The sequence below is a fragment of the Alistipes sp. ZOR0009 genome (genome assembly GCF_000798815.1).
Lineage (GTDB): Bacteria > Bacteroidota > Bacteroidia > Bacteroidales > ZOR0009 > Acetobacteroides.
In genome coordinates this window covers 39,816-62,669 of the sequence record NZ_JTLD01000042.1, presented here as the reverse complement: position 1 = coordinate 62,669, position 22,854 = coordinate 39,816, and the positions used below count along the sequence as shown (strand labels likewise).

At 40.6% G+C, this 22,854-nt stretch carries 17 protein-coding genes; 5 read left to right on the top strand and 12 right to left on the bottom strand.

Features of this window, described 5'->3' with window-relative positions:
• Positions 1–35 precede the first annotated feature (35 nt).
• The 7 genes from L990_RS12495 to L990_RS12465 all read right to left on the bottom strand — a co-directional run bounded on the left by L990_RS12495 (position 36) and on the right by L990_RS12465 (position 10,828).
• The gene (locus L990_RS12495; RefSeq protein ID WP_047449801.1) at positions 36–1,718 is read right to left on the bottom strand and encodes an alpha-amylase family glycosyl hydrolase; all 1,683 of its coding nucleotides are present in this window, start codon (positions 1,716–1,718) and stop codon (positions 36–38) included.
• 184 nt (positions 1,719–1,902) lie between these two features.
• Positions 1,903–3,471: a RagB/SusD family nutrient uptake outer membrane protein gene (locus L990_RS12490; RefSeq protein ID WP_047449798.1), complete on the bottom strand. Its 1,569-nt coding sequence runs from the start codon at positions 3,469–3,471 to the stop codon at positions 1,903–1,905.
• An 18-nt stretch (positions 3,472–3,489) separates the two neighbouring features.
• Positions 3,490–6,789: a TonB-dependent receptor gene (locus L990_RS12485; protein WP_047449793.1), complete on the bottom strand. Its 3,300-nt coding sequence runs from the start codon at positions 6,787–6,789 to the stop codon at positions 3,490–3,492.
• Positions 6,790–6,859: 70 nt separating this feature from the next.
• Positions 6,860–7,849 (bottom strand): FecR family protein, encoded by a 990-nt coding sequence (locus L990_RS19320; protein WP_052180987.1) that lies wholly within the window; start codon positions 7,847–7,849, stop codon positions 6,860–6,862.
• A 222-nt stretch (positions 7,850–8,071) separates the two neighbouring features.
• Positions 8,072–8,635 carry an RNA polymerase sigma factor gene (locus tag L990_RS12475; RefSeq protein ID WP_047449790.1) on the bottom strand — a complete coding sequence of 188 codons (564 nt, stop codon included), beginning with the start codon at positions 8,633–8,635 and terminating at the stop codon, positions 8,072–8,074.
• A 30-nt stretch (positions 8,636–8,665) separates the two neighbouring features.
• Positions 8,666–10,087, bottom strand: a complete 1,422-nt coding sequence (locus tag L990_RS12470) for a calcineurin-like phosphoesterase C-terminal domain-containing protein (RefSeq protein WP_047449787.1) — start codon at positions 10,085–10,087, stop codon at positions 8,666–8,668.
• Positions 10,088–10,201: 114 nt separating this feature from the next.
• Positions 10,202–10,828: a MarC family protein gene (locus L990_RS12465; protein ID WP_231562277.1), complete on the bottom strand. Its 627-nt coding sequence runs from the start codon at positions 10,826–10,828 to the stop codon at positions 10,202–10,204.
• A 197-nt stretch (positions 10,829–11,025) separates the two neighbouring features.
• On the opposite strand from L990_RS12465, the gene L990_RS12460 reads away from it, so the two are divergent.
• Entirely contained in the window at positions 11,026–13,005 is a 1,980-nt protein-coding gene (locus L990_RS12460; protein WP_047449784.1) for a DUF3857 domain-containing protein, read from the top strand.
• 56 nt (positions 13,006–13,061) lie between these two features.
• Positions 13,062–14,951, top strand: coding sequence for a DUF3857 domain-containing protein (locus L990_RS12455; RefSeq protein ID WP_047449781.1), 1,890 nt, complete (start codon positions 13,062–13,064; stop codon positions 14,949–14,951).
• A 112-nt stretch (positions 14,952–15,063) separates the two neighbouring features.
• On the opposite strand, the gene L990_RS12450 is transcribed toward L990_RS12455, so the two are convergent.
• Both L990_RS12450 and L990_RS12445 read right to left on the bottom strand, forming a co-directional pair.
• On the bottom strand, positions 15,064–15,975 hold the full coding sequence (locus L990_RS12450; protein WP_047449779.1) for an RluA family pseudouridine synthase: 912 nt from the start codon (positions 15,973–15,975) through the stop codon (positions 15,064–15,066).
• Positions 15,976–16,255: 280 nt separating this feature from the next.
• Entirely contained in the window at positions 16,256–18,091 is a 1,836-nt protein-coding gene (locus L990_RS12445) for a sodium-dependent transporter (protein ID WP_047449776.1), read from the bottom strand.
• Between the two features lie 312 nt (positions 18,092–18,403).
• On the opposite strand from L990_RS12445, the gene L990_RS12440 reads away from it, so the two are divergent.
• Positions 18,404–18,724 (top strand): hypothetical protein, encoded by a 321-nt coding sequence (locus tag L990_RS12440; RefSeq protein ID WP_047449771.1) that lies wholly within the window; start codon positions 18,404–18,406, stop codon positions 18,722–18,724.
• Between the two features lie 219 nt (positions 18,725–18,943).
• Here L990_RS12440 and L990_RS12435 read toward each other — a convergent pair whose 3' ends face one another.
• Both L990_RS12435 and L990_RS12430 read right to left on the bottom strand, forming a co-directional pair.
• Complete coding sequence (locus tag L990_RS12435) at positions 18,944–19,954, bottom strand: CobW family GTP-binding protein (RefSeq protein WP_047449769.1); 1,011 nt, start codon at positions 19,952–19,954, stop codon at positions 18,944–18,946.
• A gap of 6 nt (positions 19,955–19,960) precedes the next feature.
• Positions 19,961–20,293, bottom strand: a complete 333-nt coding sequence (locus L990_RS12430; protein WP_047449765.1) for a hypothetical protein — start codon at positions 20,291–20,293, stop codon at positions 19,961–19,963.
• Positions 20,294–20,516: 223 nt separating this feature from the next.
• Between L990_RS12430 and cas6 the strand changes: the two genes are divergently transcribed.
• Positions 20,517–21,368, top strand: a complete 852-nt coding sequence (gene cas6, locus L990_RS12425) for a CRISPR-associated endoribonuclease Cas6 (RefSeq protein WP_047449761.1) — start codon at positions 20,517–20,519, stop codon at positions 21,366–21,368.
• 94 nt (positions 21,369–21,462) lie between these two features.
• Complete coding sequence (locus tag L990_RS12420) at positions 21,463–22,245, top strand: sulfite exporter TauE/SafE family protein (RefSeq protein WP_052180986.1); 783 nt, start codon at positions 21,463–21,465, stop codon at positions 22,243–22,245.
• Position 22,246: 1 nt separating this feature from the next.
• Here L990_RS12420 and L990_RS12415 read toward each other — a convergent pair whose 3' ends face one another.
• Positions 22,247–22,684: a hypothetical protein gene (locus tag L990_RS12415; protein WP_047449758.1), complete on the bottom strand. Its 438-nt coding sequence runs from the start codon at positions 22,682–22,684 to the stop codon at positions 22,247–22,249.
• Positions 22,685–22,854 lie beyond the last annotated feature (170 nt).

Genomic DNA, 22,854 nt, shown 5'->3' with positions numbered 1-22,854 from the left:
TATAATAAATGGTTAATAAAATACTCGTAAGATACCTATTTTAGCTTAAACACCCCATAAGATGTTGGCTCCGAATCGATGGTAAGCCGGCTATTTGCAACCGCAACGGCTACCCCCTCGGAAACAGGCTCCTTAACTACAGAAGCAACCAAAGGAAGCTCCACCTCCATTCGCTGCTTAGCCCCCGAAGGGTTAATGACAATAAGGTAACGCTCTCCGTTCATCTGGCGGGTGTACACCAACGGATAGGATTTTGCCTCGGTATTGTAGAATTTGATCTCGCCCCGATGCGATAACGCCTTACTCTTTGCCCGGAGCGCAAGCAGCTGCTTGGTGAAATGCAGCAATGATTTGGTGTTGGCCATTTGGCTTTGTACATTTATTTGCGTAGCTGCGGCATCTACCGGCAAGTAAATATTTTCGGGCAATGCCGTCGAAAAACCTGCATTTGACGATAAATCCCACTGCATTGGCGTTCTGGAACCGGCACGATTTCCGCGCTTAACCACGCTCCCCTCCTTATTGGGCAGGTTGGAGATGTAGCGCATCCCAATCTCGTCGCCGTAGTACACCAGCGGCACGCCTGGCTGGGTAAATAAAAATGCCATAACGCACTTCAGCTGCTCGGTGGTGTTTCGCGCGCCCGAATGAGGCCGCTGGAAATCGTGGTTGGAGGTAGGAATACAAACGTAACCGTTGTTGGCTACCGAATCGAGCTGCGCGCGAATGTTCGCAATATACTTCATCGGCGAACCATTTCCGGCCAAATCGAAGTAGCATGTATCCTTACGAAATACACCCTCCTTGTTAAAGAAAAGTTCGTTGTAGCCGCTCCCACCAAACTGAATAATAAAGTCGACCATAAACCCAGCTTTAATTGCACGCTTAGGATTTCCCCACTCGGCGATAAGCACTCCCTTGGGATGTTTACTCTGAAAATGGTTACGCACCTCGGCCCATAGCTTGTACGTTTCGGTAAGGTTTGGGTCTTTCTTTACCAACGAAGAGGCCAAGTCGACTCTAAAACCATCGCACCCCAAATCCATCCAGTAGTCCATGATTTTCATCAGCTCCTTTCTGGTTTTCTGAGGGCCCTCGGCTGACGTTGGTTGTTCCCACACATTAGCCGGATCGGGCTGCCCGTAGCCGTAGTTTAACGCCGGCTGACAGTCAAAAAAGTTCTTCATGTAGGTTCCGTTACGCTCAAACACACCCGTAACAAACTTCTCCGGCTTGATAGTGGAGTCGGGCGTCCAAATATACCTATCGGAATATTCGTTACGCTCGCGCTGCTGCGACATCTTAAACCAAGGCGATTCGATAGAGGTGTGACCAGCAACCAAGTCGAGGCAAACCTTCATGTTACGCCTATGAGCCTCCTTAAAAAGCCTTCGCATATCTTCGTTAGTGCCATATCTTGAGGCAACCTTGTAGAAATCGATTACGTCGTACCCTGCATCCTGAAACGCAGACTCAAAACAGGGGTTAATCCAAATAGCATTACAACCCAACCACTTTATGTAGTCTAACTTCTGTATAATTCCGTTGATATCTCCAATTCCATCACCATCGGAGTCCTTAAAACTCTGCGGATATATTTGGTAAAACGCAGCCTTATCGAGCCACTTTGGAGTAGGCTTGAATGCTCCTTGCCCCCAAGCGCCTACCGCCAGCAGCAGGCCGGTGGAAGCCAATAAAATACGTTTAACTGCTTTCATCGTATTGTTTTATAGCGTATCACAATTCGTATATTCTCTTACATAAGCACATATAAAAGAGGGATGCTAAAGACGAAAACTCAACAAATGGCATCAATAGCCCCACATGCTAATCCGCCTCTGCTTAGATCCACTCTATAAAAAGAAAGAGGGTTGCCCCTCTTCCTTTTTAATATATATTTTACTATTGAGAAACATATCCTTCATTTTGCTTTAGCAAAGGATTAGCCTCTAATGCCGAAGTTGGAATTGGGAACAGAATTTTGTAGGTTGGTGTTTCCTTAGGCTTTTCGTAACGGGGCTCGCAATACTTGTTAAAGCGAACCATGTCGTTACGACGAGATCCTTCCCAATAGAATTCGAATCCACGCTCGTTGTAAATCTTAGTTAGCGAAAAATCAGCCTTATCAATCAAGTTTACTCTCCTTTTTCCTCGTAACTCATTAATATCAGCAAGAGCACCATCAATATTCCCACTGCGGAACTTTGCTTCAGCTCGCATCAAATAAACATCAGAATAACGATAGTATTGAAAATCATTCTCACTAGACCCTGGATAAGTTGTGTTAGGATCTGGGGCATATTTTATAACTCTAACACCTGCACCTTCTGATGAATTAGTCAAAGAAAACTCTTTAGTATAAATCAAAAGGCCATCGTCAGGAGTCCTTGTACGTATTGGATTTCCTTTAACATCAAACTGCTGCCCAACTAAAAAGCCCAAGTTGAAACCTGTTTGGCTTTTCAATCTATCATCTTTAAAACGAGGATCTGACTGATCCCATGTGTCAAGAAAAGTTGGCGTAGTACAATACCCATTCAAGTTATTTGTATATGCCCCAAAAGTTTGGTTATAGCTCAATGACATAGTTACCCAAGATGTACCACCAATGCCTGCCGCTGAATTATATATTACAGGAAGAATTGTTTCTGTTTGGTTAGAATACGCTGCATTATCAGACAAATATAATTTCCAGTAATCATCAGCAAGCACATACTTACCTGATTTTTCAATTTCATTGCAGAGATCAATAACCTGCTGCCATTTTGCAGCTCCATCAGCAAAAGTAGGTGCTGTTCCAGTATAAACTTGATTGTTTAAATACAACTTAGCAAGTAGCAGCTGAGCCGCAGCTCTAGTAATCCTTCCATAAGGCACTTCTCCCTTCATCTTCAATGTTGGAATAATCTCTTTCAGTTCCTTTTCAATGCGATCAACAGCCTCAACTCGCGATAAAATTTTAGGCGATTTAGAATAGTCAAATTCAGTTGACTCTCGAAAAGGGAATTTTCCGAACAGGTCATTTAGCTGATACATGCATAATGCTCGAATGAAGCGAACTTCTGCAATATATGTTTTTACCAAATCTGTCTGTGGAAGTTTCTCTAAATTTTGAAGAGATACATTACACTTAGTCAAGCCAATCATGAAGCTATTCCAAGTGTTTCTTAAATAGCTATTCAAGGGATCATAATCATGCGAAAATAAAGAACGGTAATCTGGATTATTCCAAGCTGCCCCACGAGTAGGCAGTGCTACTTCATCAGTAGAAGTTTCGATTCCATACCAAACACCGGTACGGCTTTGTAGATCGCGAAGGTAAGCGTACGAAGGAGCTACAATCATACCTACATTTTTCTCATTGGCAACAATATCAGAGCCATTTTGCTCATCGAGAATCTCCTCCTTTAAATCAGAGCATGATGCAAACATTAATGCAGCAAGGAGAAGTAATATATATCTATTTCTCATTTACTTACTTTTTGAATTTTAGAAATCGAGACTGACACCAGCACTAAAAGTACGAGCCATTGGATAGTTTGTCCAGCCAATACCTAATGCAGGAACTCCACTAGAAACTCTTGTTGTATTTACTTCGGGATCGAATCCAGAATATTTAGTTATTACAAATAGGTTATTCCCAGTTCCGTAAACACGAAGTTTACTAATATACTTGCTCTTCAATTTAAAGGTATAACCAATAGTTGCGCTCGACAAACGTAAATATGAACCATCCTCAATAAACCGGCTTGAATAGTCTAAGCGATTATTAAATGCTTCAGAAAGATTTCTGGCATCCCTAGTTGTATTCCAACCTCCAGATACTTGTGTAAGCCCATCCATTATGTTAGCTAGGTTGTTGTATATATCGTTACCAAACACCCCTGTAAAAAACATACCTAAGTCAAAACCTTTCCAGTTAACAGTGGTGTTAAAGTTCAATGTAAAATCTGGTTGTGCATTACCAATACATTCACTAACAGGATTTCCTTTGTCATCTGTTTTGAAAATGCTTTTACCGTTGGCATCAAATCCAAGAAACTTATACCCCCAGAAAGTCCCGATTGGATAACCACTCTTTATTATTTGAGACGAGAAACCTGTAATACCTGGGCCACTAGGGCTACCTGTTGTTATAAACGACATTGGAAGTTTCTTAACCTCATTACTAATCTTAGAAAAGTTTATGCCTGCCGACCAAGTTAGATCCTTCTTGTTAATAATAATTCCACTAAGAGAGGCTTCTATACCCTTATTAATGATCTTCATATCCTTAACATTCGACCAAACCTTCACGGTAGGTGCTGGAGAAACGGCATACACCTCAAGCAGTACATCTTTAGTTGTTTTACTAAATAGATCAATGCTTCCTGATAATCGTCCATTAAAAAGACCAAAATCTAGCCCCCAGTTTATTTGCTCCGTTTTTTCCCACTTAATCTCAGGATTAGGAGTCCGAGTAAGAGTTATACCTGGCGTTACAGTACTACCGCCATCAAGGCTTGCACCACCTGTATTACCTAAAACTAGTTGGGATATTTTATTCGGAATTTCCTGGTTTCCTGTTATCCCCCAACTTAAACGCATTTTTAAGCTTGAGATAGCTTTAATGCTCTTAATAAAATCCTCCTCGTCCATCTTCCAACCGAAAGCTGCAGAAGGAAAATATCCGTACTTATTATTTTTACCAAACTTTGTAGAACCATCCGTTCTGAAGTTTACTGTAAATAGATACTTGTTGTCGAGGTTGTAGTTAGCTCTACCAAAAAACGACTGCAACTCATTTCTGTAGATATCAGAATAAACCTTTGCCTGATTATAGTTACCAAATGCCAATTCATTCAGGTAATCAATATTATCCACTGAAAATCCATCAACAGAAATACCATAGTTGTAACCATCAAACTTTTGGTACGAATGACCAACCATTACATTAAAGCTATGACGCTCAGTAAACGAAAAATTGTAGTTAAAATAATTTTCAATAAGATAGTTATCCTTCTCTACATTATGAATATCAGCAGTACCTTTATTTGTTAAGTAAACCAACTCCTTTTGCTGAGTAACCTTGCGAACAGCACGAGCATTATCAATTGCGTAGTTTACCTTATAGGTAAGTCCATCAATAATCGTGTAAGTTGCTGCAATATTGGCAAGAATTCTATCAGACTGGGTTCTGTCATTCGTCAGCTGAATCATTGCAAGTGCATTTCGAACATCCTTACTTGGCTGATTGTAGGTTCCATCTGGATTGTACACCGGCAAGGTTGGATTCATTTTTAGAGCCGATAGCAAAAGATCTCCTTCATAACCTCCACTTTCACCAATAGGTGCACGTTGATCTTTGTTACGAGAAGCCGTTAAACTCCCCTCTAAAAGCAATTTGTCATTGAAAACCTTTTGCGATACATTAAAACGTCCTGTGTATTTTTCTACTCCAGTCTTTTTTATAATACCATCCTGATTAAGGTAACTAACAGAAGCACGATAGGTGTTCTTCCCATTTCCTCCGCCATACGATAAGCTATGGCTTTGAGTGTAAGCCGTTCTGAAAATTTGATCTTGCCAATCGGTATCAGCTTTGCCGTCATTAAGAGCCACCCCTTTAGAAGTTAAAAAATCGCGATACTCGTTAGCAGAAAGTACTGGATACTTACTTGGGAGGTAGGAAACTCCACCGTAGCCAGAGTAAGATGCTTTACCTTTTCCATCCTTACCTTTCTTAGTAGTTACTATAATTACACCATTTGCACCACGAGAACCATAGATTGCTGTGGCAGAAGCATCTTTAAGCACATCAATCGATTCAATATCGTCTGGATTCAAAAAGTTGAGCGGATTCTTCTTAGAAGACTCGCCAACGCCACCAATGCTTGCCCCCTTTGGCTGATCGTCGGTGATATCCAATGGCACCCCATCAATTACATAAAGAGGATCTTGTCCAGAACGAATAGAGTTAGATCCACGAACACGAACGGTTGTTCCTGCGCCAGGTTCTCCACCATTAGAGGTAATGTTTACACCAGCAACTCTACCTTGAAGCATTTGAGTAGGAGCAGTAACAACACCTACATTAAAATCCTTTTCCTTAACAGCAGTTACAGCACCTGTTACATCACGCTTTCTAACAGTACCATATCCTATAACGACAACCTCATTAAGGTTTTTAGATTCGCTCTTTAAGGTCACTGATAGGTTACGCTGGCTGGCAACAAGTTCTGCTCTCTCAAATCCAACATATGAAAAAACTAAGGTAGGCTGATTTGCAGTAGTATTAATGGTGAAGTTTCCATCAAGATCGGTTGTTGCACCAACATTGGTTCCCTTAACCTGAATACTTACACCAATAAGAGGTTGCTTGTTTTCGTCAACAACCCTACCGATTATTTTACCGCTTTGGACTTGTTTTTCAGCTCCTTTTGCGGCTTCGTTTTGCAAAAAAATCACAATTTGCCTTCCTTTTACTTCGAATGAAGAGGAAGTTCCTGCAAGCACTTTCTTGAGAACCTCCTCAATGCTGGCATCACGAAAATCGGCTGTCACCTTTAGATTTGGATTGATAGCTTCGTTGTTAAAAACAACAACATAATTTGATTTCCTTTCTATCTCACCAAATACATCCTTAATACTCCTATCCTTAACAGACAAGGTGATTTTTGTGTCCTGAGCGTTACCTCCTGCTGCTAAACCCTCCAAATTATTGGAAAGCAGCAAGGTCATTACAAGGCATGCCCCGAAGATTCGTTTATTCAGCAATGACTTAAAACTGCTGTTTCTACAGTTCATCATTTAAATCTTGTTTTAGGTAATAATGTTAATCCGTCTAGTTGATCAGCTAGTTTATCTTTGTACCACTCGGCTAATGCAGAGGGGTTATTACAATTGTGTTTTTATGCTTTACAAATTTCAAAGGAGATGTTAACGATACCACGCGAAGTGCATTTTCAATACCGTCATTTAAATCAAGTTTTCCGGTAAGCCTATCGTTCTCAAAGGCCTTAGAGCTGTACTCTATTTTAACATCAAACTGCTTCGACAGCTTATCAAGAACATCTACAATCGGCTCACTTTCAAAATTGAGAATACCGTCACGCCAGCAGGTATAGTTATAAGTATCCACCTCACTAATTTTTACGTTACCGCTCCTGTTCTCCACTTCAAACTTCTGGTTTGGCTTAATAAGAACACCCGCTTCTCCTTTAGCCGTTGCTCTTACAGAACCATGTACAAGCACCACCGATGTCGTTGGAGCATCAACATATGCTGAAACATTAAATGCTGTACCAAGTACGCTTACATCCATCTTGTTCGTACGTACGGTAAAAGAGCGACCGTGACACTTCTTAACCTGAAAGAACCCTTCTCCTTCAAGCCTAATCCAACGATCTTTCGAGTTAAAATTAGAGGGATAGTAAAGTTTACTATCTGAATTTAAAGTCACGGTCGATCCATCAGGCAAGTTTACAGTTGCCCTCTCCCCTTTTGATACGGAGATATTTAACAGGTCAGCTTGTTGATTCAAAATGGCTCTACGATCGGCAAAAAGGTAAATGGTAGAAGCCAGTAAAATTGGAATGGAAACGGCTGCTGCAACTTTCATAAACTTAACAGCAAACTGCCGTACTTTTTCCTTATATATCTTTTGCTCTAGCTCCTCCCTTATTCGCTGTTTGGCGAATATTGGCATAGAGTTGGAATAGTCCGTTGTATTCCAAGCACACTCCAGCCCATCAGACAAATCACTGTCTGATAAATTATTCGTCATATTCTTCAAATCGTCAAACTGCGTTTTCGTGATGTTTGACGTAAAGAACTTTTCTAGCAGCTTTCGTAGTTGTACCTGAGCCATACTTTTCTTTTGTTACTATTAATACACCAAAACAGAAATTTCGTACTAGTCGTTTTTTGTTTTTTTATAACATTAACTAGTACATTTTACGCATACCGAATTTTACTGCTATATCTCAAGCAGATACAGTTCAGGAAATAATGGCCATAGCCAAAACTTAAAATGATTTTAGAAATTAAGAGTTGAAATCCAACGTAGAATTTAAGAACCGCAAACAGCCCTCTACAAGAAAAGCAGCATCAAGAATTGGGCTGCAGAAAGCCTATCTTTCAGTAATTTTAGGGCAGATGTCAGCTGATTTTTCACCGTTTGTTCGCTAATCTGTAGCTTTTCGGCGATTTCCTTGTTGGACATATCCAACTCTTTACTCAATTCAAATATTTCGAGCTGCCTAGGAGGCAAAACATCCTTAGCAACCTTTAGCATATCAACAAATTCGTCGTAGCTAATTTTCTCTTCAACAGCATTGGTTGACAAATCAATGCTGTTGGAATGGATTACAAAGTCTTCAAATTCGAGCAGACGAACTTGAGACCTAAAAAGATTTAAAATTTTATTCTTTGCTACGGTAAACAAAAACGCTTTGAACGAATAATCAGGGTTAATCTGCTCCCGTTTTTGCCATACGGTAAGAAAAGCATCTTGTACGATCTCCTCGGCAACAACCACAGAGCGAGACATCTTCAAGGTAAACCCGTAAAGATGATCAGCATAACGATCGTAAAGCCAATTAAAGTCGGCCTGCGATCCTTGCTTCATATTCTCTATATGCTCTCTTTCAGTCATTAATATCAACAAATGCTCGTTTAATAAGAACTACCGGCTCCAGTAGCTTCTCCCAAATTCATCAATAGCCTCTATTTTAATATTAGAGATTTTCGATTTCGGTTGTGCCCTAAACAGATGGCTTGTCGCCATTGGTTTTACCCACTTAGGAACAGTATTTGAGGGATTGGCGTAAGACGATAATGTTTCTGGATCAAAACCTGTATAACGCTCCATCTCACCCATTTTTACATCATCTTCATACCAATACACCTTCCATTTACTCGACCAGTTCCAAACATTGGCAGTAACAAAATTGGGTAACTCTTTGTTGGCCCCCAATGGGTAATATCGTAGCTGGTAAAATTTATCGTAGCCAATGCTTTTAAAATACCATGTTAAGCTATCTCCGCGCACTTCAAACACACCATAACCTTGAGGCGTACCATCTTGCGCAACATTACCATACCACCATGATCCACAAACCGATGAAAGAATATGCTCCCTAATATTCTTGCGAATATCTACATTGTACGTATTGTGCATGTGTCCCGAAACGATATGAGCATTATACCCATCAAGCAGCTCGTATAAAGCCTCCTTATTTGTCTGAGACTTACTAATATTCTCAAAATTAAACTTGGCAATATCGCTTGAATCTAATGCTGTTGGAATATGCAACGTTACTACAATCGTACTCCCCTTTGGAATGAAAGATAAATCTTGCTTTAACCATGCAAGCTGCTTTTCTTCAAGATATCCTATGTAGTAAAAATCTCGACCTAGGTAAAAAACATTATCAAGCACTACATAATGAACTTTCCCCTTATTGAAGGAGTAGTAACTAGGACCATAAACCTTCTCAAAACTCTTTTTAGAGCCATCATTCGACCGATTATTATAGTCCATATCATGATTTCCTACAGCCTCATAAAAAGGAATGCCTACAGTCTCTACAACGTCATTGTGATCTTTGAAAAGATTTAACCTGTCAAATACGATATCGCCACAACCAATAGCAACATGAGGAATAGGCTTGTTAACCTCAACAAAAGACTTCAAATCTCGCGCAGCCTCCTTCAACTTCTCCACATCACTTGCTTTTTTCACCTGCGGATCAGCCCAAAATATCATATTGTGATTAACATCATCCGCATGGCTTTTCTTTAGCATAAAATCGACCCTTTCGGATTTTAAGCTGTCGACTTTCACAAAAAACAATGGAACAGAGTTAACCGTAGCAACCTCATAACCTGCAGGAGAACTTACATACACATATTTTGCAGATGGATTCAGATTTAAAGAATACCGTCCTTTTTCATCCGTCTTCACAACAGTACTGCCATCTGTAACCACTACATTAGCAATTCCTTTACCCTCTGATAAAACGGCACCTCCAATTTTTAAAAAGTTTGCACTTACGAAAAATGGCATTGTGAAAATTAATGCAAAAAGAAGAGAAGATCTTTTCATGGCAGCCTGATTACAACGATTAAAACATTTTGGGCAAAAGTAACATCTTTTCAAGAATCGCAAATTATGATAAGATGAATCCTTAAAAACTATTTCCTCTAGTACCTAAAGACGCTAGTTAGAAAGAATACCAACAAACTCCCGAATCCCATTGAAACACATCTGCATCCCAACTGTCGCAATTATTAATCCTAAAATGCGAATTAACGGAGATAACAAGTTATAGCGGTTAAGAAATCCACCCAAAACTTTTGAATAAACCATTATAAATGCGTTTACTGCTAGCACAGCCAGTATTGCCACAATTGTCACCACAACACCATCCTGCTGAGGAAAAGTAACTGCAGCCGTAATCGCTCCTGGCCCTGCAATCATCGGCATTGCAATAGGAACTGCAGCAACATCGTTAAGCTTAGTTCTAGGATCAATTTTGATAAGAACACCACTTTGCAGCGCTATAAAACCATTATAGAGTAAAACAAAACCACAGGTTATTCTAAAAGCATATAGGCTAATGTTAAAAACATAATTAAATATTGCATTACCAACTGCCAAAAAGGAAATAAGAATTATTAGCGCTACAAAGTTAGATTTAAGAGCAACGTATCTTAAATCGCTATCTTTAAGCTGCTTTTCCAATGTTAGCATTATAAATATTTTCTGAAACGGATTTACCAATGCTAGTATCGTTACAAATATCCGAAGGAATTGATCCATCGTAATTTCAAAAGGTACACTCATGGGTTGGTACTTTAATTTAAGGTGTACAAGCAAAGTAAGACCAAATAAAAGTCAATTATTCTCCTGTTAAGCTAAAGATTAAAAACACTCACGATCTGCAAGTCATCTATTTAATTTTCTATGAATAAAAAGCGATCGTTGTTTTTACCTTTATTAACAAATAAATATATTTGCACTTTACTATTTAATTTAATTCTATGCATAAAATTAATCTGCTTTTTTCTGTCTTTCTATTCCCTCTCCTCGTTCAGGCTCAGATTCCTCAAAAATTCGGAAAAATAACACCTGCAGAATTGGATCTAAAGGTTTACTCCAAAGATTCTAGCGCTGCTGCAGTTGTTTTGTTTGACAAAGGAGAAACATACTACGATTTTTCTAATCTCACCTATTCTTTTAGAGTTGTATTTAAAGAACATAAGCGAATTAAAATATTGAAAAAGGAAGGGTTAGACGAAGCGAATATAAAGATAAACACCTACGGAGGAACTAACGAAAACAGTGAAAAGATAACTTCCTTCAAGGCCTTCACCTATAACGTTGAGAACGGGACTGCTGTAAAAACGAAACTTGACAAGAATCAAATATTCAAAGAAAAAGTTACGGACAGAGTTACCGCAACAAAATTTGCATTCCCCAATGTAAAAGAAGGTTCCATTATCGAATACGAGATTGAAATCGAATCAGGCTATAACATGAATATTAATGATTGGGCCTTTCAAGATAATATCCCCACATGCTGGAGCGAATACACCGTTAGTATTCCCGAATATTTTAAGTTTAATAAGCACACCAAAGGATACGAACCTTTTAAAACTATCGAAAAGACAACGCAATCAAAATCAATAAGCATAAACGGAAACTCCTTGATGTATAGTGATTACACCGACCATTTTGTAATGGAAAATGTACCTGCATTTAAGACGGAATCCAACATCGATTGCGTTCGCAACTACCTATCGATGGTAACCTACGAGATTAGCTCGTTTGAAGTTCCTGGCTCCAAGTACGAGAACTACAATACAACATGGCCTAAGATTGCAGAGAATATGCTCGACAATGAAGATTTCGGAGGACAACTAAAAACTCGCGGATTTTTCAAGGAAGACCTTGCTGCTGCAATCAAAACAGATACCTCTGCCACTCAGAAACTAAACAGCATCTTCAACCTTGTAAAAAGCAAAATAAAGTGGAACGACATTAACTCAAAATGGACTAAAGATGGTATCAAAAAAGCCTATAAAGCGGGTATTGGGAATAGTGCCGAAATCAACTTACTTCTTGTTGCTATGTTACAAGAAGCTGGATTACAAGCCTACCCTGTCGGTATTAGCACCAGATCAAACGGGCTACTCACCTTCGGAAATCCTTCTACAAATAAAATGAACTACGTTATTGGAGTTGCTTATGTTAACGAAAAAGAAATACTACTTGACGCCACTAGCCCGGTAAGTATACCCGGAATAATACCCTTTCAATGCTTAAACGACAAAGGCTTTATAATTGACAAGAATCTTCACGAATGGGTAGAACTAACACCTACCGCTCCTTCTAAAGAAAACCACTTTGTTTTCATTACAGTTGGAACCGACGGCACCGTTTCAGGAAAAATTTCATCAAACAGCAGCGATAATGATGCTCTCTATGCTCGAGATAAATACAGAATAATGAAGGATGATGAGCTAAAGAAGACGCTAATATCTAAGCTTGGAGATGCAACTGTAGACAGCATCAATGTAGAAAACCTTCTAACGAACTTAAACAAGCCTGTGGCTATCAAATTCCAGTACAGCATTCCATCAAAGGCAGCAGTAACTGATAAGAATATATTCATAACCCCATTTATTTGGGACAAGTATACCAATAGTCCATTCAAGTTAGAAAAGCGAACCTACCCAATTAACTTCGGCTACCCAACACAAGAACGTTACATATCCAGCATCTCGATACCCGAAGGATATACGGTAGAAGAAATTCCACAGAATATTGCTGTAGGAACCTCTGACAAAAGCGCAACCTTAATTGTAAGCTATACCAAAACAGAAAACCAGGTCAACGTATCGTTTATGCTAAACATCAATAAGCCTATATTTATATCAACCGAATACGAAGAGCTTAAGGAAATATATAACCTTGTAGTCCAAAAACAGGCTGAACAAATTGTTCTAAAGAAAATCTAATATCAAAGGCTGCCTAATACTCTATTTAGGCAGCCCTAATTCTCTTATAAGATCTTATGAAATACTTTTTCACGCTACTGCTAGCGCTAAGTTTTGCATGCGCCTACAGCCAAAATGGCTATCCTGTAAAAAACATCCCCGACTCTTTGCTCGAAAATGCTGATGCTGTTATTAGATTGGATGACATGCAAATCAACATAGCATCCGAAAAAAAAATGGTTACCAAATACCATTTAGCAATAACGATACTAAATGAGCGAGCCAAAGAAGAGGCTTCATTTTCCAGAGTCTACGACAAGCTAAGCTCCATTAGTAATTTTAAAGGATGCATATACAACCCTTCGGGTGAGCGTGTAAAAAAAATAAAGGAATCAGACCTGGGGGATATTAGCGTAAACTCGCAATCTACCCTTTTCGAAGATACAAGACGCAAATACTACGATCTCGAATACCCTTCATACCCCTACACAGTAGAATACGAATGGACAGAAACAGAAAACAGCATATTTATCATGCCTGTATGGGTTGCTTTAAATGACTACGAAAGAGCGGTACAAAACACATCCATCCAAATAACATATCCTTCCGAATTAAACCTAAGAACCAAAACAAGTAACCTTATTGGCAGCATACAACAAAAGGAGGCAGACGGAAAGAAAAATCTATCGTACAGCATTAGTAATTTAAAAGCAATAAAGGAAGAACCTCTTTCTCATCCCCTTCTTTTTAAAGTTCCAGCCATTAATATCGGTATAGATATCATCAACTATGATGGATTCCAAGGAAAACAATCGAACTGGAACGAGTTTGGTGCTAGCATGCATACCCTGTGGAGCAATCGCGATGATATTTCGCCAGCCTTAAATGCAAAATTTGGAGCACTTAAAGGAAAAACAATGCAAGAGATAGCTGATGCCGTTCGCCTTTATCTTAAAGAAAACACTCGTTACGTAAATATTAACTTAGGAGTTGGAGGATTTCAGCCATTTAAAGCAAGCATGGTCGAAAAAACCGGTTACGGAGACTGTAAGGCGCTCACCAATTTTGCATATACGCTATTTAAGGCTGCAGGTGTAACCAGCTACCCCGCATTGGTTAGCACTAGTGGCAATGAATATGTCGACGAAAATTTCACCAAAAGCCGTTTTAACCATGTTTTTCTTTGCATCCCCAACGGCAAAGATTCGCTATGGCTAGAATGCACCAACCCAACCTACAGCACAGGCTACCTATCTAGCCACGACTCCAATCGTAAAGTTTTGATATTTGGCCCAGAAGGCGGGAAAATGGCAAAAACACCAAAGCACCCCAGCTCTGAAAACTTACAGGTCAGAAATACTATGCTAACATTAACTGAAACTGGCAATATAACCGGCAGCATAAAAACCGTATATAAAAATGAGCAAGCGGAAATTCCATTAGCGCTATCGCAGATAAACCAAGAAGATCAACGCAAATACATACTCAACTCGCTGCCTTTTTCAAATCCGGTACTTACCAATATTACCCTTAAGAACCATAACACGCCCGATCAGAAAATGGAGGAATCGTACGACATATCAGCCACTATGTTTGCCTCACAGGTAGGCAAACGACTATTTGTACCAACAATTCCTCTCGAAAGGCAAAGTTTACTAACCAAGCTAGATAAACGAAAATCGGAAATTGTAAAGCGCGCAAGCTACCGAGATGTGGACACCATCACCTACAAAATTCCGGCAGGATACAAGGTGGAGGCATTACCTCAAAGTCAAAAAATGGATACCGACTTTGGAAAATATGAGTGCAGCGCGAAAGAGGTTAATGGATCTGTTGTCATAACCAAGATAGTGGAGCTATTTGAGGGAACCTACCCTGCTACGAAATACAACGAGCTATACCATTTTCATAAAAAAATGAGCAGCAGCGACAACTCCAAATTTATACTGGTAAAGGAGACCCTATAACGTAAATACGTAGAAGTACACAAAAACGTTCCTAGGAAAAAAATAGTAGAACTCAAATAAAAAAGCCGCCTTATAGGCGGCCTTTTTTAAATATATACGTATCAAAAGTATGCTAAAATACGGTGAAAAATGGTTTAGGTATATTAGACTCGAATCGAAGCACCTTCCCCGTTACTGGATGAACAAATTCTAAAATATGAGCATGAAGTGCAAGCCTTCCAAATGGACTTTTTATGCCACCATACTTCTTATCACCCACAATGCTATGCCCCAAATCCTTCATGTGCACACGAATCTGATTTTTACGACCAGAATCTAGCGTACACTCCACCATCGTAAAACCAGGAGCACGCCTCAAAACGCGATAGCGAGTTGTAGAACGCTGCCCTCCATTGGCTACAACGCTCGAAATGGTAGAAAAGGCACCACCCTCCTTCAACCAAGTTGTAATTTCACCTTCGTTGCGCTGCACATCTCCAGCCACAACAGCAACGTAACGGCGGTCGGTAACCACATCGTTCCAGTTGCGCTGCATCTGCTCCTGCACCTCCTTGTTCTTGGCAAACATCATCACCCCCGAAGTATCTCTATCCAGACGGTGAAGTATGAATATTTTATTATGCTCGCTCAGCTGCTTTACGTGCTCCTTAAGAATGGCGTAAGCAGTTTGCTCGCGCTCGCGTTCGGTACCTACCGAAAGTAGCCCTGTCTTTTTATCTATAACAATAATGTAGTCATCTTCATGAACGATGCGCAGCAGATCATGCTCCAACCGTTCTGGCATTTTGCCTGTATTGATAGTAAGCACATCTCCTTCCATTAGCGGAGTGGTATCCACCGCTACCGTAACATCATTTACCGCCACCTGACGGTGTTTTAGCATTGATTTTATCGCGCTTCTACTTTTCCCGGAGTGAACCTGCTGAATAAATGCAAGTACCGTGGTAGGATTCTTTACCGTATAGGTTTGAATGGTAGATTTCGTTTCTCGCTCCTTCGCAGGTTGCTTCTTTTGATTGCTCATAGTGGATGTACCAGTAAAATTTGCGACAAAGGTACGCAAAAACAGCTTACAACCCTACTGTATCAAAATGCTAACGTCTGCAACAGCTCGGCAAAACAGTAGAGATGGATAAAAACCGCAGGCAGCCACAACTTATGCAAGCCGGTAGCGCCACAATATTCATTCTACCCAACCTATTTTTTTCTCTTTTTACCAGGACGTAGCACCTTGTACATAAAGTATACCATAAGAAGCGTTACAACACTCCAAACTACGCCCATCAAAACTAGTGCAGCTCCATTCATACTAAACGTTTTTCTTTAATTCGACGACGATAGGCAACGTATACAAGCACCGTCGAGCCAACAAATATCAGCAGAAGTAGCACACGCGTCATATCAATAAAAAACACCCGATTAACAACATTTCCACGGAAAATTGGGGAACCAACATCCACCCGATCGCCCTCTTTTACGGTAAGATGATACCCCGGCTTCATCTGATAGGCCGTAACACCGCTGTCTCCCCTAATGCTTAGCACCTGGTGGGCTCCTTTACTCGACACTCCCTCTACAACACCTGCCGCTTCGGCATAAAAAGCATCATCGAAATAGCGGTTGTTGGGGCCAATCCCTTTATGAATAATCTTTCCTATAATACTTTCGCCATGCAGCTCCCAACTTCCAATATTTTTTAACGACCAATCGTCGTTAGCCGGACGAATGGCCGCGCCTACAAAGATAATTATCAGCATTACAGGCGTTACATACTTTATTATGGGAATAAATACGCGCGGAAGCTGCACATCGGCACCTTCGGTTATCTCGGCCCACCCACGCTTAAGCCCAAACACCCAGGCAAACAGAATAGACTCCAGCATCCCAAAAATTACCAACGCTATTGTTCCGCCCCAGTAGTCGTACTCTCCAAATACCCCATCCTGAAAGAAAAAAATGGTTGGCAAACCTAACGTAAGAACGGTAGCACCAAGAATAAGCGCAGCATTACGCTGGGCAACCTTGAATTCATCTCTCAAAAAATTGATTATCGAAGTCCCCATAGCCAAGGTAGAGGTGATTCCTGCAAAGAATAGCAGCCCAAAAAAGAGAGCTCCCCCCAAAAAGGATAGCACCGGCCCCCATTTTGTAAAGAGAAATGGTAGCGATTGGAACGCCAACCCTAATCCGCCAGACTTGGTTATCTCCACCACCTTATCGATACCAAAGTAGCCAATTGCAATCGGGATTAATATGGAACCACCCAAAACAATCTCCACAAACTGGTTCATAAAACCGGCGGCCATAGCGCCACCAGCAATATCCTGCTTCGGTTTTACAAACGAAGCATACGCCTGCACGGCTCCCATGCCAACCGAAAGGGTAAAGAATATCTGACCAGCCGCCGCAAGCCATACTTTCGGATTCCAAATCGATTCAAAATGAGGAGTCCACAGAAAGTTTAGCCCTTCCAACCCGTTAAAAACGGCTCCTCCTTGTCCTGCTTTTAGGGTGATGGCCTTGTAGGCCAAAATCATTCCAAAAAGAATAAGCACCGGCATCACAATTTTGGCAACCGCCTCCACTCCGCGCTGAATTCCCCGGCTCAAAATCCACACGTTAAGGCCAAGGCAAATCAGAAAGAATATCAGCGCCTCATACGGAATGCCCGTGGTAGATGTGGTAACATCTAAATACCCATTAAAGAAGCTGGCAACACCCGCCTGATCCATTCCCTGAAAGGTTCCCACCAGCGAATGGTAAACGTAGGCAATCGTCCAGCTCTCCATGTACGTATAAAACGAGATGATTACGAGGTTGCTAAAGATCCCAAAAACGCCCACATACATCCAAAGCGGCTTTTGTCCCATCTTCATCATAATAAATGGCGAGGAATGGTACCTAAACTTACCGCCAAAGCGGCCAGAAGACCACTCGATAAGCAGCAGCGGCAGTCCAAGTAGAACAAGGCAAACCAGATATGGGATGATAAAAGCACCGCCCCCATTCTCGATTGCCTGTACCGGGAATCGTAAAAAGTTACCAAAGCCAACGGCATTTCCTGCCATTGCCAAAACGAGTCCTATCCTAGATCCCCAGCTTTGTGCGGAGGTATTTACGGGTGCAGTCTTTTCTCCCATACCATGCTATTTCGCTAATAATTATGATATCCCAACCAAAATAGGTATTCTTTTCTGAATTAGCAGATTCTATTTAAACTATTCAACACTAGAATATAGAAGTTAGGAAATGCAGCATCACCAGCAAAAGTCGAACACCGCTTCGATCGAGCCTTTGGCGCCTAATAAAAGATGGAGAAAATAAAAGGGAAACTTGTAGCAAACGAAACCTGTACCATCACCGAACTTAGCAGCACTGCTGCAGTACCAAAAGAATGACGTGGATAAGTACATCCCCCCCAAGGCTATAATTCTGTCTCAACAAGCAGTTTTTTGAAACCAACAGCTGCTTTTTTCGTTCCACCAAACCATTATTTAGAGTCAACAAGCAGCATTTTAGTTGGGAGAAACCATATTTTAGAACCAGCAAATAACTTTCTTGTCCCTGCCAAACCATTTTTCAAAGCCAGCAAGCTCCATTTTCGTATCTGCCAAGCTGTTTTTTATACCATGAAACTATACTTAAAAGCCAACAAACTCCATTTTCCAATCGTGAAGCCATTCTTAAAAGCCAGCAAGCACTATTTTCCCACCATGAAACCTCACTATAGAACCAGCAACCTACTTACTCATACCTGCCAAGCTGTTTTTTAGTGCCGTGAAACCATACTTAAGAGCCAGCAAGTTCTATTTCCTCATAGTGAAACCATACTTAAGTACCAGCAAGCTCTATTTTGCCACCATGAAGCTACTCTTCGAAGCCACCAATTTGCTTTTTTGTTCCACCAAATAGAGATTTATGGTCACCTGTTAGGAGAAAATTCCCTGCAAGAGTAAATCTGTGGCCAAAAAGAAAGGAACCCGAAGGTTCCTTTACTTAACAAGCAGCATGGTTAATGCCTGCTCTATTTCGTTTTTGTTTATTCCCTTGCCAATAAAGACGAGTCGGCTTTCTCGCTCCTCTTCGTCCCTCCACTCATCGGCCTCTTCTAGCATAAAGGCTCCCCTAACCGAATGGAAAATAACTTTTCTTCCCTTGCCTGCAAAAGAAAGAATCCCCTTAACCCGAAATACCCTCGAGCTGCTAAAGTAAAAGAACGACTCCATCCAAAGCGAAAACTTTTCGAAATCAAAATCGCCCTTAAAGACAAAAGAATTCGACTGAATGTTATGCATCAGCGCCTTGCTGGCAATAGCAGCCGTAAAGCCACCCATTTTAGTTAGGCCTCTTAAAGGCAGCACATTGTCAAACTTCCTCGTCGAGCTGGCAACTTGCCTACCTGTATAGGCATTAATGCCAATTAAATCGATACCGTTTATCCCAGAAAAGGAGGTGGCGTACACTTCTGCCGAAGGGTTAGCCCTTGCAACCACCATCTTAACGGCATCCAAATAGCCTGGTGTTATAGAATCAATCTTGTTAATTAGCACCACATCGGCCATAACCAGCTGGCGCGACACCTCCTCCTGTTCTTCGAGCAGTTCCTCAAAAATTGGCGCATCTATCAAACACACTACTGCATCGATGTCAAACCTGTCAGCAATAGACGGATCGCCAATAAAAGATTGGATAACGGTAAGCGGATCGGCAATTCCCGTTGTTTCGATAATCAGATGGCTAAACTTATCTCGCATTCGGAGCAGCTCCTCCAGCGTTTTGTAGAGTTCATCATTCATCGAACAGCAAATACAGCCATTGGAAAGCTCAAAAACACTCCCCTTATCGGGGCCAACAACCAAGTCGGCATCGATATTTATGTCGCCAAACTCATTTTCGATGATTGCAAAGCGAGTTGTTGCATACTTTCGGATGAGATTATTCAGCAAAGTTGTTTTACCAGAACCTAAAAAGCCGGTAATTATAGTTACAGGAATCTTTTCCATGTTTATCTACTGATTTTCGGGTTGCTTATCGTTATTTACCAGCCTCAAATACTCCAAGGCTATAAGCAGGATGGGTAAAAAGTACGATTGCGAAAGCCCAACAAAGTTAAGCAGCACGCAAACCGCCAAAATGGAAACAAGCACCAGCCGCTGCTTGTCCAAAGCAAGGAATGGCTTTTTCCAAATTTTGCCGTAGTAGGCTGCTCTAACGAGCACGTAAAATAGAAAAATAAAGTTTAGAAGAATTCTCCCAACAGTTGGAGCCATAAGGAAAACCAAGCCACAAGCCAATATTCCAACCCCTATCCCTTGTAACAGTACCTTATCAGATTTAACCATGACCTAATATTTACCACAAAGGTAACGAAACCCGCATTCTAACAAAAGAGTTTTCACGAATAGGCTACCTGCATGTTCTTAAACACGATTAAAATGTGCAGAAAAAAATCCCCTCATACAGCCTACAATCCCCTTTTTTACTTACTTTTGTCTTCGAAAACAGCTAGAATTAATTATAATAAAGAGTTTAACAATCAATTCGTAACATATATACTCCCGTAGAATGCGTTATAGACTGAGATTCAAAGTAGACCATGATTATGGAAGCATCTTGCCGCTTAACTATCAATTGGAGGTATACAGATTAATTAGAGATGTCCTCACTGACGATCAGTACCTTTACCAACAATGGCTTAAGAGCAACAACATCTATAAGCAGGAAAAGCTACAAATTTTCAACTTCTCGAATCTAATTGTCCTCGAGCGAAAGATTTACGGAGATAGGATGCTTATTCTATCGGACACCGTCGAGCTTACGCTATCGTTCCTATTCGAAAACAACACCGATCAGCTTGTATGGGAGTCGTTCGACAGGTTAAACATGACCGTTGGCGACAAAAAGTCTCAAATTAGGCTTAAGGTTATTGCCATAGAGAAGCAGCAGTGCCCCACTTTTACCAGCTGCATGCAGTTTATAGCCAGGTCGCCAATCGTTCTTCAAAATTTCGAATCGACTCGCTACGTAAAGTTTTTAGCTCCCTCTGACGAAGGATACCTAGAAAACTTCACCCAATCGATGTTAGATAAGTACAACCTGTTTAGAGGAGAGCCAATGGAGAGTGCCAACATTTACACCTCCATCGATTTTCTGACAGAACCGAAGTCGAAGCTCATAGAGATCAACAACAACCAAAAAGAGCTGGTAAAAGGATATATGTACCGTTTCAAAATAAACGCACCTAAAGAGCTAATTGAAATTGGCTACAAAATAGGATTTGGGGATAAAAACCACCTTGGATTTGGCTTTTGCGACATCCTCTACAGTACAGAAAAAAAGCTACAGCCGACACTTGAAGGCTCGACAAAAGAGGAAACGGCCGTACAAAACAGCATAGAAAATAAAACACTGAGCTAGCAATTCTGCTAGCTCAGCTAGCTTTAAGCATATAATTGCTCTTTTTACTTCTTTTTACCCTCCGATTGGGTTTTATTTGCATTATTTTTTGCCAATGAGCACTGGAATCATAGCTGCATTGATACTTTCGGGAGTCACGGTTGGCTTTATAAACACGCTGGCAGGAGGAGGTACCATTATTTCGCTATCCCTATTCATGTTTTTAGGGCTTCCCCCTACCGTTGCCAACGGAACCAACCGAATTGCTGTTATCATACAAAATCTTGTTGCTGTAGGAAACTTTCGAAAGCAAAAAATTCTAGATACCAGCAAAGGAATTCGCCTTGCCATTCCAACAACCATAGGTTCAGTAATAGGCGCAAGTATTGGAGCAACCATCGATCAGCATACATTCGAAGTTTGCTTTGGTGTTATTATGCTAATGATGCTAGCTTTACTAATTTTTAAACCCGAAAAATGGCTACATGGAAACACGGATTTAGCCCAAAAGCCAATATCTGCTGCCAGCTACATCACATTTTTCCTGATAGGCATTTACGGAGGCTTTCTTCATGTAGGCGTAGGATACTTTATTCTTGCAGGCGCGGTATTAGGATGTGGACTCGATCTTGTAAAAGCAAATGCCATCAAAAATCTCATAGTTCTCTGCTATGTGCCATTTTCGCTGCTTGTTTTTATATTCAATAAGCAGGTAATGTGGGAGTACGGGCTAATACATGCCATTGGTAACGTTATTGGAGCTTACGTTGCCTCTAAATGGGCTATAAAGTTGGGATCAAACTTTATACGATGGATTATGGTAGTACTTATTCTTATATCTGTACTACAAATGTTCAATATTGTAGATTTTAAATCGCTTCTTAACCTTGCCAAATAATTTATAACGAAACGTAAGCGGTATGAGAGTGGTTATCCACAGCAACATAAATGGTTTTTCCTTGAGCATTTTGAAGTTCGAAATACTTTAAAGTCCCCTCAAAAATATTCCGCTTAAACTGCTTACGAGCTTTACAAAAAACCTTTTGAACCTCAGAATTCAAGGTGTAAAACCACTCATTTTGATCGAGCGGATACAAACCGGCATATTTAAATGAAAGCAATATGTTTGTCGAATCAGGCTTGCAGATTACCCGTATGTTAGATGCTGATGGGTTTATGGCAGATGGGATCAAACCATCATCTACGGCCCCATCCTCTTCCGCCTTATTTAAGCTATCGTAAGCTTTATACATCTCATCTGGCTCACTAATAAAATGCGCCATTAGCGTAAAAACGCTTGCAAGTGAAATCAGGAGTAAAAGAAACAGCCATTTCATAATGCTATATTTTGGAGATACCAGTGAATACAAAGAAAGCGGTTATGCCGAAATGGCAATCGCATCATCAGCTAAGAATTTGCCCTACTTTTGTTAATTAACTAATATTTACACAATAAAAAAGCCACCCCCTGTATACGCAATAAAAAAGGTGCTGAAGTTTCACAGAA